Origin of the sequence: Micromonospora sp. NPDC048830, from assembly GCF_043198215.1 — a bacterium.
Classification (GTDB): domain Bacteria; phylum Actinomycetota; class Actinomycetes; order Mycobacteriales; family Micromonosporaceae; genus Micromonospora.
Genome location: NZ_JBICUP010000018.1, coordinates 93,844 through 108,546, shown reverse-complemented (window position 1 = coordinate 108,546; position 14,703 = coordinate 93,844). Strand labels below are relative to the sequence as shown.

14 protein-coding genes, 1 tRNA gene and 1 pseudogene are annotated in these 14,703 nt (G+C 73.6%); 14 read left to right on the top strand and 2 right to left on the bottom strand.

Annotated features, from left to right (window positions below; all coding sequences use genetic code 11):
- Positions 1-96 precede the first annotated feature (96 nt).
- From ACGFIZ_RS17500 to ACGFIZ_RS17470, 7 genes are all read left to right on the top strand, one after another.
- Entirely contained in the window at positions 97-1,011 is a 915-nt protein-coding gene (locus ACGFIZ_RS17500; protein WP_393420359.1) for a TatD family hydrolase, read from the top strand.
- 4 nt (positions 1,012-1,015) lie between these two features.
- A complete protein-coding gene (gene rsmA / locus ACGFIZ_RS17495; RefSeq protein WP_393420357.1) occupies positions 1,016-1,885 on the top strand; it encodes a 16S rRNA (adenine(1518)-N(6)/adenine(1519)-N(6))-dimethyltransferase RsmA in 870 nt (289 codons plus the stop codon).
- 9 nt (positions 1,886-1,894) lie between these two features.
- The gene (locus tag ACGFIZ_RS17490; RefSeq protein WP_347666009.1) at positions 1,895-2,023 is read left to right on the top strand and encodes a hypothetical protein; all 129 of its coding nucleotides are present in this window, start codon (positions 1,895-1,897) and stop codon (positions 2,021-2,023) included.
- Positions 2,020-2,976, top strand: coding sequence for a 4-(cytidine 5'-diphospho)-2-C-methyl-D-erythritol kinase (locus tag ACGFIZ_RS17485; RefSeq protein WP_393420355.1), 957 nt, complete (start codon positions 2,020-2,022; stop codon positions 2,974-2,976). Before ACGFIZ_RS17490 ends, ACGFIZ_RS17485 begins: the two co-directional genes overlap by 4 nt.
- A 117-nt stretch (positions 2,977-3,093) precedes the next feature.
- The gene (locus ACGFIZ_RS17480; protein WP_393420353.1) at positions 3,094-4,896 is read left to right on the top strand and encodes an ABC-F family ATP-binding cassette domain-containing protein; all 1,803 of its coding nucleotides are present in this window, start codon (positions 3,094-3,096) and stop codon (positions 4,894-4,896) included.
- Positions 4,897-4,990: 94 nt separating this feature from the next.
- Positions 4,991-5,449 (top strand): DUF4383 domain-containing protein, encoded by a 459-nt coding sequence (locus ACGFIZ_RS17475; RefSeq protein ID WP_393420351.1) that lies wholly within the window; start codon positions 4,991-4,993, stop codon positions 5,447-5,449.
- 300 nt (positions 5,450-5,749) lie between these two features.
- Entirely contained in the window at positions 5,750-6,223 is a 474-nt protein-coding gene (locus tag ACGFIZ_RS17470; RefSeq protein ID WP_393420349.1) for a DUF4383 domain-containing protein, read from the top strand.
- An 85-nt stretch (positions 6,224-6,308) separates the two neighbouring features.
- Here the strand turns inward: ACGFIZ_RS17470 and ACGFIZ_RS17465 are convergent, their stop codons facing one another.
- A complete protein-coding gene (locus tag ACGFIZ_RS17465) occupies positions 6,309-6,998 on the bottom strand; it encodes a TetR/AcrR family transcriptional regulator (protein ID WP_393420347.1) in 690 nt (229 codons plus the stop codon).
- A 218-nt stretch (positions 6,999-7,216) separates the two neighbouring features.
- The gene (locus ACGFIZ_RS17460; RefSeq protein ID WP_393420345.1) at positions 7,217-8,209 is read right to left on the bottom strand and encodes an acyl-CoA desaturase; all 993 of its coding nucleotides are present in this window, start codon (positions 8,207-8,209) and stop codon (positions 7,217-7,219) included.
- Between the two features lie 134 nt (positions 8,210-8,343).
- Between ACGFIZ_RS17460 and ACGFIZ_RS17455 the strand changes: the two genes are divergently transcribed.
- The 7 genes and pseudogenes from ACGFIZ_RS17455 (at position 8,344) to ACGFIZ_RS17425 (ending at position 14,640) form a co-directional block, all read left to right on the top strand.
- Positions 8,344-9,189: a helix-turn-helix domain-containing protein gene (locus ACGFIZ_RS17455; RefSeq protein ID WP_393420343.1), complete on the top strand. Its 846-nt coding sequence runs from the start codon at positions 8,344-8,346 to the stop codon at positions 9,187-9,189.
- Between the two features lie 29 nt (positions 9,190-9,218).
- Positions 9,219-9,290 (top strand) — tRNA-Gln (locus ACGFIZ_RS17450).
- Positions 9,291-9,403: 113 nt separating this feature from the next.
- Positions 9,404-10,948: pseudogene (gene glmU / locus ACGFIZ_RS17445) on the top strand (bifunctional UDP-N-acetylglucosamine diphosphorylase/glucosamine-1-phosphate N-acetyltransferase GlmU); the annotation flags it as partial.
- A gap of 55 nt (positions 10,949-11,003) precedes the next feature.
- Positions 11,004-11,984, top strand: coding sequence for a ribose-phosphate diphosphokinase (locus tag ACGFIZ_RS17440; protein WP_393420342.1), 981 nt, complete (start codon positions 11,004-11,006; stop codon positions 11,982-11,984).
- A gap of 287 nt (positions 11,985-12,271) precedes the next feature.
- On the top strand, positions 12,272-12,967 hold the full coding sequence (locus tag ACGFIZ_RS17435; protein WP_393420340.1) for a 50S ribosomal protein L25/general stress protein Ctc: 696 nt from the start codon (positions 12,272-12,274) through the stop codon (positions 12,965-12,967).
- Positions 12,968-13,108: 141 nt separating this feature from the next.
- Complete coding sequence (pth, locus tag ACGFIZ_RS17430; protein WP_393420338.1) at positions 13,109-13,699, top strand: aminoacyl-tRNA hydrolase; 591 nt, start codon at positions 13,109-13,111, stop codon at positions 13,697-13,699.
- A 122-nt stretch (positions 13,700-13,821) separates the two neighbouring features.
- Positions 13,822-14,640 (top strand): inositol monophosphatase family protein, encoded by an 819-nt coding sequence (locus tag ACGFIZ_RS17425; RefSeq protein WP_393420408.1) that lies wholly within the window; start codon positions 13,822-13,824, stop codon positions 14,638-14,640.
- The last annotated feature ends 63 nt before the right edge of the window (positions 14,641-14,703 follow it).

The following is a 14,703-nucleotide window of genomic DNA, read 5'->3' as shown; positions in this document are numbered from 1 at the left end:
GTGACGCCCCGGCGAGAAGGTGCTGGTCAGCGGCCGGTCCGGCCGGCGCGAGCCGGGAACGCCGGGTGGCGGACCGGGTCGGACCGGCGGTGTGTGATGCTGGCGGCGATGACCGAGTCGACTGAGCCCCGCCGGCAGCGGGCCGCCCGGCGGGCCGGCGAGTTCCCGCCCGCCCCCGACCCGCTGCCCAGCCCCGTACCCGACAGCCACACCCACCTGGACATCACCGTCACCGAGGCCGGCGCCCCCGCCGGCGGCGCGGGCGGGAACGCCGCCGTCGACGACCCGGTCGCGGCGGCGGTCGCGGTGGCCGCCGAGGTCGGGGTGGACCGGCTGGTCCAGGTCGGCGTCGACGTGGTGTCGTCCCGGTGGAGCGCCGACACCGCCGACCGCCATTCGGCGGTCCTGGCCACCGTCGCGCTGCACCCCAACGAGGCGCCCCGGCTCGCCGACCTGGACGAGGCGCTGCGCGAGATCGAGGCGCTCGCCGCGCGGGACCGGGTCCGGGGCGTCGGCGAGACCGGGATGGACTTCTTCCGCACCGGCGACGAGGGCCGGGCCGCCCAGGAGGAGAGCTTCCGGGCGCACGTCGCCATCGCCAAGCGGTACGGCAAGGCGCTGGTCGTCCACGACCGGGAGGCCCACGCCGACGTGCTGCGCGTCCTCGACGACGAGGGGGCGCCGGACACCGTCGTGCTGCACTGCTTCTCCGGCGACGCCGAGTTCGCCGCCGAGTGCGTCCGCCGGGGCTACCTGCTCAGCTTCGCCGGCACGGTCACCTTCGCCAGCGCCGGGGCGCTGCGCGAGGCCGCCGCGCTCACCCCGCTGGACCAGCTGCTGGTGGAGACCGACGCCCCGTACCTCACGCCGACCCCGCACCGGGGGCGGCCCAACGCGTCGTACCTGGTTCCGCTCACCGTCCGGGCGCTGGCCGCGACCACCGGCGCGGACCTGGACGAGCTGTGCGCCGCGCTGTCGGCCAACGGCGAGCGCGCCTTCGGCCCGTGGTGACGCCGTGACCGGCCTGCTCGGCCCGGCGGAGATCCGGGACCTCGCCGCGCGCCTCGGCGTGAACCCCACCAAGAAGCTCGGCCAGAACTTCGTGCACGACCCGAACACGGTGCGCCGGATCGTCACCGCCGCCGGGCTGGCCCCCGACGACGTCGCCCTGGAGGTCGGGCCCGGCCTCGGCTCGCTCACCCTGGCGCTGCTGCCGGTCGCCGCGCACGTGCACGCCGTGGAGGTCGACCCGACGCTGGCCGCCGCGCTGCCGGAGACCGCCGCCCGGTTCGCCGGCCCGGACGCCGCCCGGCTCACCGTGCACCGGGCCGACGCGCTGCGGGTCGGCGCCGCCGAGCTGGCCGACCCGGCGCCGACCGCGCTGGTGGCGAACCTGCCGTACAACGTGGCCGTGCCGGTGGTGCTGCACCTGCTCGCCGAGCTGCCCACGCTGCGGCACGGCCTGGTGATGGTGCAGAAGGAGGTCGCCGACCGGCTGGTCGCCGGCCCCGGCTCCAAGGTCTACGGCGTCCCCTCGGTCAAGCTCGCCTGGTACGCCCACGCGCGTCCCGCCGGCCGGGTGCCCCCGAACGTCTTCTGGCCGGTGCCGAACGTCGACTCCGGGCTGGTCGCCTTCACCCACCGCGAGCCGCCCCGGCCCGACGTACCCCGGGAGCGGGTCTTCGCCGTGGTCGACGCCGCGTTCGCGCAGCGCCGCAAGACGCTGCGGGCGGCGCTGGCCGGCTGGGCCGGCGGCGCGGACCGGGCCGCCGCCGCGCTCACCGCCGCCGGCGTCGACCCCGGCGCCCGCGGCGAGTCGCTGACCGTCGAGCAGTTCGCCGCCGTCGCCGCGTCGGCCCCGACCGGTACGCCGGCCGCGCAGTAGGCTGGCGCCGTGCCCGCACCCCTGTACGCGTACGACCTGGTCGACGGCCGGCACGGGCCGGTCGCCGACCCCGCCGAGGAGCCGACCGTGGAGAAGCCGTTCGACATCCGCCTGCGCCCGCGGGACATCGCCCCGTGACCGAGGCCTGGCGACCGGACGACGAGGACGACCAGCAGCGGCGCGGCGCCAGCGGGCCGGTGCGGGTGCGGGTGCCCGCCAAGGTCAACCTGCACCTCGGGGTGGGCCCGCTGCGCCGGGACGGCTACCACGAGCTGAACACCGTCTACCACGCGATCTCGATCCACGACGAGTTGACCGCCCGCCGGGGCGACACCCTCACCCTCACCATGGAGGGGGAGGGCGCCGGAGAGCTGGCCCTGGACGACACCAACCTGGTGATCCGGGCCGCCCACGCCCTCGCCCGGTACGCGGGCGTCCCACCGCACGCCCGGCTGCACCTGCGCAAGCAGATCCCGCTCGCCGGCGGGCTGGCCGGCGGCAGCGCCGACGCGGCCGCCGCCCTGGTCGCCTGCGACGCCCTCTGGGGCACCGGGCTGTCCCGCGACGATCTGGCCGGGATCGCCGCCGACCTCGGCTCCGACGTGCCGTTCCTGATCCACGGCGGCACCGCCCTCGGCACCGGCCGGGGCGAGACGGTCAGCCCGGTGCTGGCCCGCCCCATCTCCTGGCACTGGGTGGTCGCCGTCGCCGACGGGGGGCTGGCCACTCCCGCCGCGTACCGGGAACTGGACCGGCTCCGCGATGCCGGCGCCGCCGGCCCGCCGCTGGGCAGCACCGACTCGCTGCTCGCCGCCCTGCGTCAGCGCGACCCCCGGGTGCTCGCCGCCGCCCTCGGCAACGACCTCCAGGACGCCGCGCTGGCCATGCGCCCGTCCCTGGCCGCCACCCTGAAGGCCGGCGAGGCCGCCGGGGCGCTCGCCGGCATCGTCTCCGGCTCCGGCCCGACGTGCGTCTTCCTCGCCGCCGACGGCGCCGACGCCGAGCGGATCGCCGCCGAACTGGAGGCCGCCGGGGTGTGCCGGGAGGCGCGCACCGCCCACGGCCCGGTCGCCGGGGCCCGGATCGGCTGAGCCGCCCACCGCCCGGCTCGCCCGAGCCGCGCGGCGGCGCGTCCGCGTACCCTGGTAACCCAGGCGTCCCCAGGTGCCCCCGGCACCGGGACGCCTTGATCATGGAAGGTGGGGGTAGTGGCCAACATCGTCAACCTGGACCGGGTGTCCAAGGGGTACGGCGCGGCCGGGCCGCTGCTCACCGACGTCTCGCTCGGCCTCGACGACGCCGACCGGGTCGGCGTCGTCGGCCTCAACGGCGCCGGCAAGTCCACCCTGCTGCGGCTGCTCACCCGCATCGAGGAGCCCGACGACGGCCGGGTCACCCACCGGCGTGACCTGCGTGTCGCCTGGCTGCCGCAGACGCTGGCGCTCGCCCCCGACGCCACCGTCCGCGACGTCGTGCTCGGCACCGCCTGGCTCGACCAGAGCATGGGCGCCGAGCACGAGTGGGCCGGCCAGGCCGGCGTCCGCGCCATCCTCGACGGCCTCGGCATGCCCTACCTGGGCCTCGACGCGCCCGTCGGCCCGATGTCCGGCGGCGAGCGCCGCCGGGTGGCCCTCGCCGCGCTGCTGGTCCGCGACTCCGACCTGCTCATCCTCGACGAGCCCACCAACCACCTCGACGTCGGCGGCGTCGACTGGCTGGCCCGGCACCTCGTCGGCCGCCGCGGCGCCCTCGTCGTGGTCACCCACGACCGCTGGTTCCTCGACGCCGTCTGCACCGCCACCTGGGAGGTCGCCGACCAGACCGTCCGCGCCTACGAGGGCGGCTTCGCCGCCTGGACCCTCGCGCGCGCCGAGCGGGAGCGGGTCGCCGCGGCCACCGAGGCTCGCCGGCAGAACCTGCTCCGCAAGGAGATCGCCTGGCTGCGCCGCGGCCCGCCCGCCCGGACCTCCAAGCCCCGGTTCCGGATCGACGCCGCCAACGCGCTCATCGCCGACGTCCCGCCGCCGCGCGACACCATGTCGCTGCAACGGCTCGCCACCGCCCGGCTCGGCAAGCAGGTGTACGACCTGGAACACGTCCGGCTGCACGCCGGACCGAAGGAGATCCTGCACGACGTCACCTGGCAGGTCGGCCCCGGCGACCGGATCGCCGTCCTCGGCCGCAACGGGGCCGGCAAGACGACCCTGCTGCGGATGCTGGCCGGCGTCACCCGGCCCGACGGCGGTCGGTTCGCCACCGGCTCCACCGTGCGGCCGGCCTTCCTCTCCCAGGAGCTGGCCGAACTGCCCGGGCACCTGCGCGTCCTCGAAGCCGTCGAGGAGGTCGCCCGGCGGGTGCAGCTCGGTGACCGGGAGGTCTCCGCCGCCCAGCTCGCCGAGGTCTTCGGCTTCGACGACCGCCGGCTCTGGACGCCGGTCAGCGACCTGTCCGGTGGCGAGCGCCGCCGCCTGCAGATGCTGCGGCTGCTCGCCGGCGAGCCCAACGTGCTCCTGCTGGACGAGCCCACCAACGACCTGGACACCGACACGCTCGCCGCGCTGGAGGACCTGCTCGACTCGTGGCCCGGCACGATCGTCGTGGCCAGCCACGACCGGTACCTCGTCGAGCGGGTCACCGACTCGGTGTACGGGATGTTCGGCGACGGTCGGCTCGTCCACCTGCCCGGCGGCGTCGACGAGTACCTCGCCCGGGCCGCGCAGCGGGAACCCGCCGCCGCCCCGGCCGTCGCCGAGGCGCCCGCCGCCGCCCCGGCCCCCATTGGCATGTCCGCCGCCGAGGCCCGGCAGGCGAAGAAGGAACTCGCCCGGCTGGAACGCCAGGTCGGCAAGCTGGAGCAGAAGGAGGCGGAGCTGCTCGACCAGCTCGCCGCCAACGCCACCGACTACGCCCGGGTCGCCGAGCTGGACGCCCAGCTCAAGGACGTACGGGCCGAACGGGAACAGGCCGAGGAGGCCTGGCTGGCCCTCGCCGACCAGGTCCCCGCGAGCTGACCGGCCCCGGGCGCGGGGGGTGTGCGGCGTCACAGCCGGCCGTGCGGGACAATCGCAGGCGACCCCACACCCGAACGGTCTTGGAGACGCAGACATGGCCTCCCACACCCCCGTCAACCACCCCGCGCGGCCGGTCTACCGGGCGATCGGCGGGCTCGTTGGTCTGTACTTCGTGGTCTTCGGAGTGCTCGGCATCATCGCCAGCGCCGGCGGCGACTTCCTCGCCCAGGACGACATTAAGGTGCTCGGTCAGGGGACCAACCTCGGATACTCGCTGCTGAGCGTCGTGCTCGGGCTGCTGATCCTGGCCGGCACCGCGATCGGCCGCAACGTCGACGTCGCCGTCAACCAGTGGCTGGCGTACGCGCTGATGGTCCTCGGCCTGGCCGAGCTGGCCTTCCTCCAGACCGACGCCAACATCTTCAACTTCACCATGGCCACCGACATCGTGGTCCTCACGCTCTCCCTGGTGTTGCTCATGGTCGGCATGTACGGCAAGGTCGGCACGGACGAGGAGAAGGAAGCCTGGCAGAAGGCCCGGCTGGTGCTCTGATCCTCGCGTCGGGTGTGTGCCGGAGTTGGTGGCCCGCTCCCGGCGGTCAGGCTGATCGTCGCGTGGGTGTGTGCCGGAGGCCGGCCCGCGCAGGGATCAAGCCTGACCGCCCGGAGCGGGCCGGCCTCCGGCACACACCTCGGTGGTTCCGGTGCCGCCGTCACCTGCGCGCCAGGTGGCGGGGAACATCAGACGGTTGCTGGTGGCCCGGCTTCGGCCGGGCCTTCGGCGTTTTCCGGGACGGGACGGGGCGACACGGGTGACAATCGTCGGAATCGGCCGTACCCGGATGGAGGGGTCATGGCGCACTTTCCGATCAACCACCCGGCGCGCCCGCTCTACCGGGCCCTCTCCGGGCTCATCGGCCTCTACATCCTGGTCTTCGGCGTGTGGGGGACCGTCGCGACCTGGGGTGACGGGCTGTTCGGCCGGGGCCACGACTGGGTCCTCGGCCTGCGCACCAACCTCGCGTTCGCACTGGTCTCCGTGGTCTTCGGTGCCGTTCTGCTGGTCGGGGCGACCCGGCGCAGCAACCTCGGCCACTACATGAACCTGACCGCCGGCGTCGTCTTCCTGGTCACCGCGATCCTGATGATGACCGTGCTGCAGACCTCCGCGAACTTCCTCAACTTCTCGATGTCCACGGTCATCGTGTCGATGCTGTTCGGCCTGGTGCTGCTCGCCACCGGCCTCTACGACAAGGTCGGCCCGACCGACCACGCCCACGCCGAGGCGCGGGACCGCCGCGCCCCCGTCTCCCGTACCGGCCGCTGAGCCCGGGTCGGGTGATGTCGGCGACCTGGGGGTGTCCGAGCGCTCCGGATGCCGCCATGTCGCCGACATCGAGTCGGGTGGGCCGTCAACGGCCCCCGGTCGTCACCAGGGTCGGCTTCGGCTCCAGGTGCGACAACCCGTGCCAGGCCAGGTTGACCAGGTGCGCGGCCACCGTTTCCTTGCGCGGCTTGCGCACCTCCAGCCACCAACGCCCCGTCAACGCCACCATGCCCACCAGCGCCTGCGCGTAGAGCTCGGCCAGCTTCGGGTCGTACCCCCGGGTCTTGAACTCCGCGCCGAGGATGTGCTCGACCTGGTGCGCGACGTCGTTCAGCACGCTGCTGAAGTTGCCCGTCGCCGACAACAGCGGCGACTCCCGGACCAGCACCCGGAAACCGCTCGTCTCCTCCTCGATGTACCCGAGCAGGGCCATCGCGGCCTGCTCCAGCAGCTCGCGGGGATGGCCGGCGGTCAGCGCCGTGGTGATCCGGTCCAGCAGCGCCCGGACCTCCCGGTCCACCACCACCGCATAGAGCCCCTCCTTGCCGCCGAAGTGCTCGTAGACCACCGGCTTGGAGACCTTCGCCCGCGCCGCCACCTCCTCGATCGAGGTCGCGTCGAAGCCGCGCTCCGCGAAGAGTTGCCGGCCGATCGAGATCAACTGCTCCCGCCGCTGCGCGGCCGGCATCCGCACCCGGGACGTGGGCTTGCCCGCGGGCGCCGGCACCGCACGCCGCCGGCCGCCGCTGCCGTCACCGACCTGAACATCCGCCATGTCGTCACCTCGCCGGCGCTCGGTGACGCCCTGTCGTGGAATGGGGCGTCCACTGCTCACGCCGTCGCCGCCCCGGCTGTCTCCGCCACGGCGACGCCGCCGCGTCCGACCGTACCCGCGTCCGACCGTACCCGCGTCCGTGCGGGCCGTCCGCCCGCCGCCGTCCCGCTCGGTCACCCGGCCATCCTGCCAGGCGCCCGCCGATCCCACTGACCGCTTTACCGACCCGCGGTCCGCGCCGCCGCCCCGGCGTCGTCCATTCGGGCCGTCCTCGCCAGCTTGGCCGCCAGGCGCTCGGGCTTCGGCCAGCGCACCGCCCACGCCGCGCCGGTCTTCTCCAACAGCCAGATCACCCGCGCCGAGATGTCGACCTGCCCGCGCAGCACCCCGTGCCGGGCGCTGGTCGGGTCGGCGTGGTGCAGGTTGTGCCAGCTCTCGCCGAAGGACAGGAGCGCCAGCGGCCAGAAGTTGGACGCCCGGTCGCCCTGCCGCATCGCGAACGGGCGCTCGCCGTAGACGTGGCACACCGAGTTGATCGACCAGGTCACGTGGTGCAGCAGCGCGATGCGGACCAGGCCGCCCCAGAACAGGGCGGTCAGCGCGCCCTGCCAGGACCAGGTGAGCAGGCCGCCCATCAGCGCCGGGCCGAGCACGGAGACCACCACCAGCAGGGGGAAGAGCTGGTCCACCCGGCGGGTCGCCCGGTCGGCGAGCAGGTCCGGGGCGAACCGCTCCCGGTTGGACAGCTCGCGGCCGAACAGCCAGCCGACGTGCGCGTGGAACAGCCCCTTCGCCAGCCCCCCGACGCTCTCGCCGAACCGCCACGGTGAGTGCGGATCGCCCTCCAGGTCCGAGAACGCGTGGTGCCGCCGGTGGTCGGCGACCCACTGGATGATCTCGCCCTGCACCGCGAACGAACCCGCCACCGCGAGCGCCACCCGCAGCCAGGGGCGGGCCTTGAACGACCCGTGGGTGAAGTAGCGGTGGTAGCCGATGGTGATGCCGAGCCCGGAGAGGACGTACCAGAACGCCGCCACCGCCAGGTCCGTCCAGCTCAGCCAGCCGCCCCAGGCGACCGGTACGGCGGCCACGAGCGCCAGGAACGGGACGACCACGAACGCCCAGAGGGCGACCAGGATGCCGGGGGACTGCGGGCCCTGGGTGAGGGGCTTGGGACCGGAAGGACGGGGGTCGAGTACGGCGGTCGACATGGCACCTCGCAGCGGGACAGCTTGAGCAAACGAACCTACGCTTACGTCACCGTAACTTACGGTCTCGTAGAACGCACGGGACAGTCCCGCACGCGAATCCCTTAACCGTCGTACGGGCGTCCTAACCTGCCGACGTGGACGACTTCCAGGCGGCCGAGGTCCGTCGACTGCGCACGGTCGAGCAACTCTCGGTGCACGAGATCCGGGCCCGCACCGGCCTCGGGCGCAACCGGGTGCGGGAAATGCTGCGTGGGGTGCCGCCGCCGGAGCGGACCCGGCGCCCCAACGCCAGGGACGACCTGCGCGCCGAGGCGGTGGAGCTGCGGGGCCAGGGTTGCTCGGTCAACGACATCGCCCGCCGGCTCGGGGTGGCGAAGTCGACCGCGTACCAGTGGGTGAAACACCTGCCCCTCGATCCGGACGAGGACACGGCGACGCGGCGCCGAGCCCACGCGAAAGTGATGACGGACGCCCGGTGGGCGGTGCACCGGCAGGCACGGGGGGAGGCGCGGGCGGACGAGCGGCGGCGCGCCGGGGAGGTGGTGGGGTCGCTCGACCGTCGGGACGTACTGCTCCTCGGAGCGGCCATCTACTGGTGCGAGGGCGCCAAGTCCAAGCCGTGGCGTCCCCAGGACCGCCTTCAGTTCATCAACAGCGACCCGGGGCTACTGGCGCTGTTCCTCCGTTTTCTCGAAGCGTGCGGAGTCGGGCGCGAGGTGCCGGCCTATCGGGTCAGCATCCACGAGTCTGCCGATGCCGACGCGGCGGCGCAGTGGTGGGCGGACCGGCTGGGCCTGCCGGCGACGCGGTTCGGGCGGTCGGTGCTCAAGAAGCACAACCCGACGACGGTCCGCCGGAACACCGGCGATGACTACCACGGGTGCCTGGTGATCAGCGTGCCTCGCAGCCGCGAGCTCTACTGGCGGATCGAAGGTATGATCACTGAATTGTTCCGGGCGGTAGGCGGTGTGCCGGGCTAGATCGATGTGCCGCTACGCTGGGCGGGCGATGGGGTGTGGGGTAATGGCAACCCGCAGGCCTTTGGAGCCTTGAGCTCCTGGTTCGAATCCAGGCACCCCAGCTCGCGTTTCTCCGCCGGTCCAATGCCGGCATTTGTCTGGCCGGATGCGGATTGCAGCCATTGCGTGGTTAGCATGGCCGCGAGACTGTCGCCTTCCCGACGGGAGCCACGTCGTGTCCCAGCCCCACCTCCGTACCGTCGTCGTGCTCGCCGCCGGGGAGGGCAAGCGGATGAAGTCGGCGCTGCCCAAGGTGCTGCATCCGCTGCTCGGCCGGACACTCGTCGGCCACGTGTTCGCCGCCGCCGCGCCGCTCGCCGCCGACCGGACGGTGGTCGTCGTCGGGCACGGTGCCGACCAGGTACGGGCGCACCTGGCCGAGATCGCCCCGGACGCCACTGCGGTGCTCCAGGCCGAGCAGTTGGGCACCGGCCACGCGGTCCGGATCGCGCTGGACGCCGTGCCGGAGGCCGCCGGGACGGTGGTCGTGCTCAACGGCGACGTGCCACTGCTGCGCGCCGAGACGGTCGCCGCGCTCGTGGCGGCGCACGAGGACGCGGGGGCGGCGGCCACGGTGCTGGCCGCCGAGGTGCCCGACCCGACCGGGCTGGGCCGGATCGTCCGGGACGCCGCGGGCCGGCTGGAGCGGATCGTCGAGGAGCGCGACGCGACGCCGGAGCAGCGGGCGTCGCGGGAGATCAACGCGGGCATCTACGCGTTCGACGGGGCGCGGCTGCGGGACGCGCTGGGCAAGCTCTCCACGGACAACGACCAGGGCGAGGAGTACCTGACCGACGTCTTCGGGCTACTCGGCTCCGCGGGGGAGCCGGTGGCGGTGCACGTGGCCGCCGACCACGCCGAGACGCTCGGCTGCAACGACCGGGTGGAGCTGGCGGCGCTGCGCCGGCTGCTGCGCGACCGGGTCAACGAGGCCTGGATGCGCACCGGCGTCAGCATCCTGGACCCGGAGACGACCTGGATCGACGTGACGGTCGCGGTGGACCGGGACGCGGTGATCGACCAGAACACCCAGCTGCGGGGCGGCACGGTGGTCGGGGCGCAGGCGGTGGTCGGCCCCGACGTGACGCTGATCGACACGGTGGTCGGCCCAGGGGCGACCGTGCTGCGCAGCCACGCCGTCGGCGCCGAGGTGGGCCCGGGGGCGAGCGTCGGGCCGTACGCGTACCTGCGGCCGGCGGCGAAGCTGGCCGAGAAGGCGAAGGTGGGCACGTTCGTCGAGGTGAAGAACTCCGAGGTCGGCGCGGGCGCGAAGGTGCCACACCTGTCGTACGTGGGGGACGCGACGATCGGGGCGAAGGCCAACATCGGCGCGGCGACGATCTTCGTGAACTACGACGGGGTGAACAAGCACCGCACGACGGTCGGGGAGGCGGCGTTCGTGGGCTGCGACACGACGCTGATCGCCCCGGTCGAGGTGGGGGCGGGCGCGTACGTCGCGGCGGGCAGCGCGATCACCCAGGACGTGCCGCCGGGGGCGCTCGGGGTGACCCGCGCGCCGCAGCGGAGCATCGAGGACTGGGTGTCCCTGCGGCGGGCCGGCACGGCGTCGGCGGAGGCGGCCGAGCGGGCCCGGCAGGCTGCGGCGGAAGCGGCGGAGGATGCGTCGGCTGACGGGTGAGCCGCAAGGGACAGTGAGGCAATCCACGGGGGTGCCGAGGCGGTGGGACGGCCCTCGGGCAGGGGAGATACTGCAACCGAACAGCCCGGCCCACACCGCAGCCGGGTATCACCGACCAACGGGAGCAGACGGGCCCATGGGCAGCATCGTCGCCGAAAACCGTAAGAGCCTGATGCTCTTCTCCGGGCGTGGTTTTCCGGAGTTGGCCAAGGAGATCGGTGAGGTGCTCGGCGTCGCGCCGACGCCCACCGACGCGTACGAGTTCGCCAACGGCGAGATCTTCGTACGGTACAAGGACTCGGTGCGCGGCTCGGACGCCTTCGTGGTGCAGTCGGTCACGCACGGGGTCAACACGTGGGTCATGGAGACCCTGATCATGATCGACGCGCTGAAGCGCGGGTCGGCGAAGCGGATCACGGTCGTCCTGCCGTTCTATCCGTACGCGCGGCAGGACAAGAAGCACCGCGGCCGGGAGCCGATCTCGGCGCGGCTGGTGGCCGACCTGCTGAAGACGGCCGGCGCGAACCGCATTCTGACGGTGGACCTGCACACCGCGCAGATCCAGGGCTTCTTCGACGGCCCGGTGGACCACCTGTTCGCGATGGACGTGCTGGCCGAGTACGTGGAGCGCAGGTTCGCCGGCCGGCCGATGACGGTGGTGGCGCCGGACTCGGGCCGGGTGCGGGTGGCGGAGCGGTGGACGGACCGGCTGGGCGGGTGCCCGCTGGCGTTCATCCACAAGACCCGGGACCCGCTCAAGCCGAACCAGGTGGTGGCGAACCGTGTGGTCGGTGAGGTCGAGGGCCGGGTGTGCCTCGTCGTGGACGACATGATCGACACCGGTGGCACGATCGCGAAGGCCGCGGACATCCTCAAGGAGGCCGGGGCGGCGGAGATCGTGGTGGCGGCGACCCACGCGCTGCTGTCGGACCCGGCGACGGAGCGGCTGAAGAACAGCCCGATCAGCGAGGTCGTGGTGACGAACACGCTGCCGCTGCCGCCGGAGAAGCAGCTCGACAAGCTCACGGTGCTGTCGATCGCCCCGCTGCTGGCGCGGGCGATCCGGGAGGTCTTCGACGACGGGTCGGTGACGACCCTCTTCGGCGGCCTGAGCTGACGATCCGTCCGGCGGCGGGCCCGGGGTGGCCGGCCGCCGGACGGGGGTTTCGGCCCATGGTGGCGGGGGAGGCGGGTACTGCCGTCGGGGGCGCTACGCCCTCGGGTAGACTGGTGCGGTTGCCACGGCGAGGGTGCCCTGCGGGCCGCTGAAAAGCGCCGCACGGAGGCGCCGTCATCGACGCGGTGCTCCGGGCAGTCGTTCATGACGCATGAGCCCCCAGCGAGCCCCTCGCCCCAGCACCGCCAGTCGACAAGCCGCCGCGCGAAAGCATCAGGAGTTTCCCCGTGTCCGAGGTAAAGATCAGCGCCGAGCCCCGTACCGAGTTCGGCAAGGGTGGTGCCCGTCGTACCCGCCGGGCCGGCAAGGTGCCCGCCGTGCTGTACGGCCACGGCGAGAAGCCCAAGCACATCGCGCTGCCCGCGCGTGAGTTCGCCGCCGCGATCCGTAAGGGCGGCGCCAACCAGCTCTTCGCGATCGAGGTCAGCGACGGCACGCAGGTGTTGGCGCTGCCGAAGGCGATCCAGCGGGACCCGATCAAGGACACCTTCGAGCACATCGACCTGCTGCTCGTCCGCCGGGGCGAGAAGGTCACCGTCGAGGTTCCGGTCGAGCTGACCGGTGCGGCCGCCCAGGACACCCTGATCGTGCACGACCACGCCACGCTGACCGTGACCGCCGAGGCCACGCAGGTGCCGGACCACCTGGAGGCCTCGATCGACGGCGCGGTGGCGGGTGTCCAGGTCACCGCCGCGGACGTCACGCTGCCGGCCGGCGTCGAGCTGGCCGCGGACCCGGAGCTGCCGGTCGCCACGGTGACCGCCGCCCCGACGGCCGAGCAGCTGGAGGCCACCCTGCCCGAGGTCGAGGCGGCGGCCGAGGAGGCCGAGGCCGAGGTCGGCGAGGAGACCACCGCGGAGGGTGCCGAGGCCGCCGCGGCCGAGGGCGAGGAGACCCCGGCCGAGGCGCAGACCCAGGCCTGATCGGTCCGCGATCTGTGCGACAGGCGCTCCCGGTGTCCGGGGGCGCCTGTCGGCGTATCGGGACGGCCGCCAGCCGCCGCGCGGTGCGGCGCGGGTGAGAATGGCCGGCGGGCGGTGCGGTGAGAGCGGAAGGGACGTGGCGTGACGGACGAGGCGGGGCCGTGGCTGGTGGTCGGCCTGGGCAACCCCGGTCGGGAGTACGCGGGCAACCGGCACAACGTCGGGTTCATGGTGGCGGACCTGTTGGCGGCCCGGCTGGGCGCGCGGTTCGGCCGGCACAAGCGGGCGGTGGCGGAGGTCGCCGAGGGGCGGCTGGGGTTCGGCGGGCCGAAGCTGGTGCTGGTGAAGCCGCTGACGTACATGAACCTGTCGGGTGGTCCGGTGGCGGGCCTGGCGCAGTTCCACAAGGTGCCGCCTGGGCGGGTGATCGCGGTCCACGACGAGCTGGACATCGGCTACGGCGTGCTGCGGGTGAAGTGCGGCGGCGGCGAGGGCGGGCACAACGGCCTGCGGTCGATGTCGAAGTCGCTGGGGACGAAGGACTACGTCCGGGTGCGGTTCGGCATCGGCCGGCCGCCGGGGCGGCAGGATCCGGCGGACTACGTGCTGTCGGACTTCTCGGCCGTCGAGCGCAAGGAGTTGGAGTTCCTGGTGGACCGGGCGGCCGACGTGCTGGAGTCGGTGGTCACCCGGGGCGTGGAGCCGACGCAGAACCTGTACCACGGGGGCTGACCAGGGCGGGGCGTACCCGGATCGGGGTCGCGCGGGGGTAGTCTGCGCCTTTTCGGCGTTTCGCGACCGGCGACGGTGCGGTCGCGGCGAGGCGACGGGAGCGAGTGGTGGGTAGTCCTCCGATGATCGACGGCGCGTTCGCCCGGTGGCTGGCGGCCCGGGCCGGGCAGGCGCTGCTCGGCCTGCGTACGGAGATGGGGTTCGCCGACTCGGGGGCGTTGCGGTCGGCCGGGGACAAGGTGTCGCACGACCTGATCCGGACGGAGTTGGCGAAGTGGCGCCCGGGTGACGCGGTGCTCTCGGAGGAGGACGAGGGGTCCCGGCTGGCGTGGGCGGCGGAGGTGAACGCCGGGACGGTGTCCCGGCTGACCGCGGACCGGGTGTGGATCGTCGACCCGCTGGACGGCACGCGGGAGTTCGCCGAGGAGGGGCGGGCGGACTGGGCGGTGCACGTGGCGCTCTGGGCGCGCACCGCCCCCGCGCCGCACGGGCTGGTCGCGGGCGCGGTGGCGCTGCCGGCGCAGCACCGGGTGCTGGCCACGGACTACCCGCCGGCGTACCCGCCGATGACGTTGGAGGCGGCGACCTCGGGTGACGGGCGGGCCGTCCGGTTGGCGGCCAGTCGTAGCCGTCCGCCCGTTTTTCTGACCGATCTGGCGGAGGACGTCGGCGCGCATCTCGTGCCGATGGGCTCGGCGGGGGCGAAGATCGCCGCGGTGGTGACCGGTGAGGTCGACGCGTACATCCACGCGGGCGGTCAGTACGAGTGGGACTCGGCCGCTCCGGTGGCTGTGGCCACAGCCACCGGCTTGCATGCTTCCCGAATCGACGGATCTGCGCTGAAATACAACGAGGCGGATCCTCGTCTGCCAGACCTGCTGGTGTGCCGCAAGGATCTCGCCAGTCGGTTGCTTGCAGCGCTGCAGCGGCATTCCGGGTAGCCTGACGTTCTTCTTCACGTGTCCGACCGGAAAGGTCTGGAATCCATGAGCGGATCCGAGCGA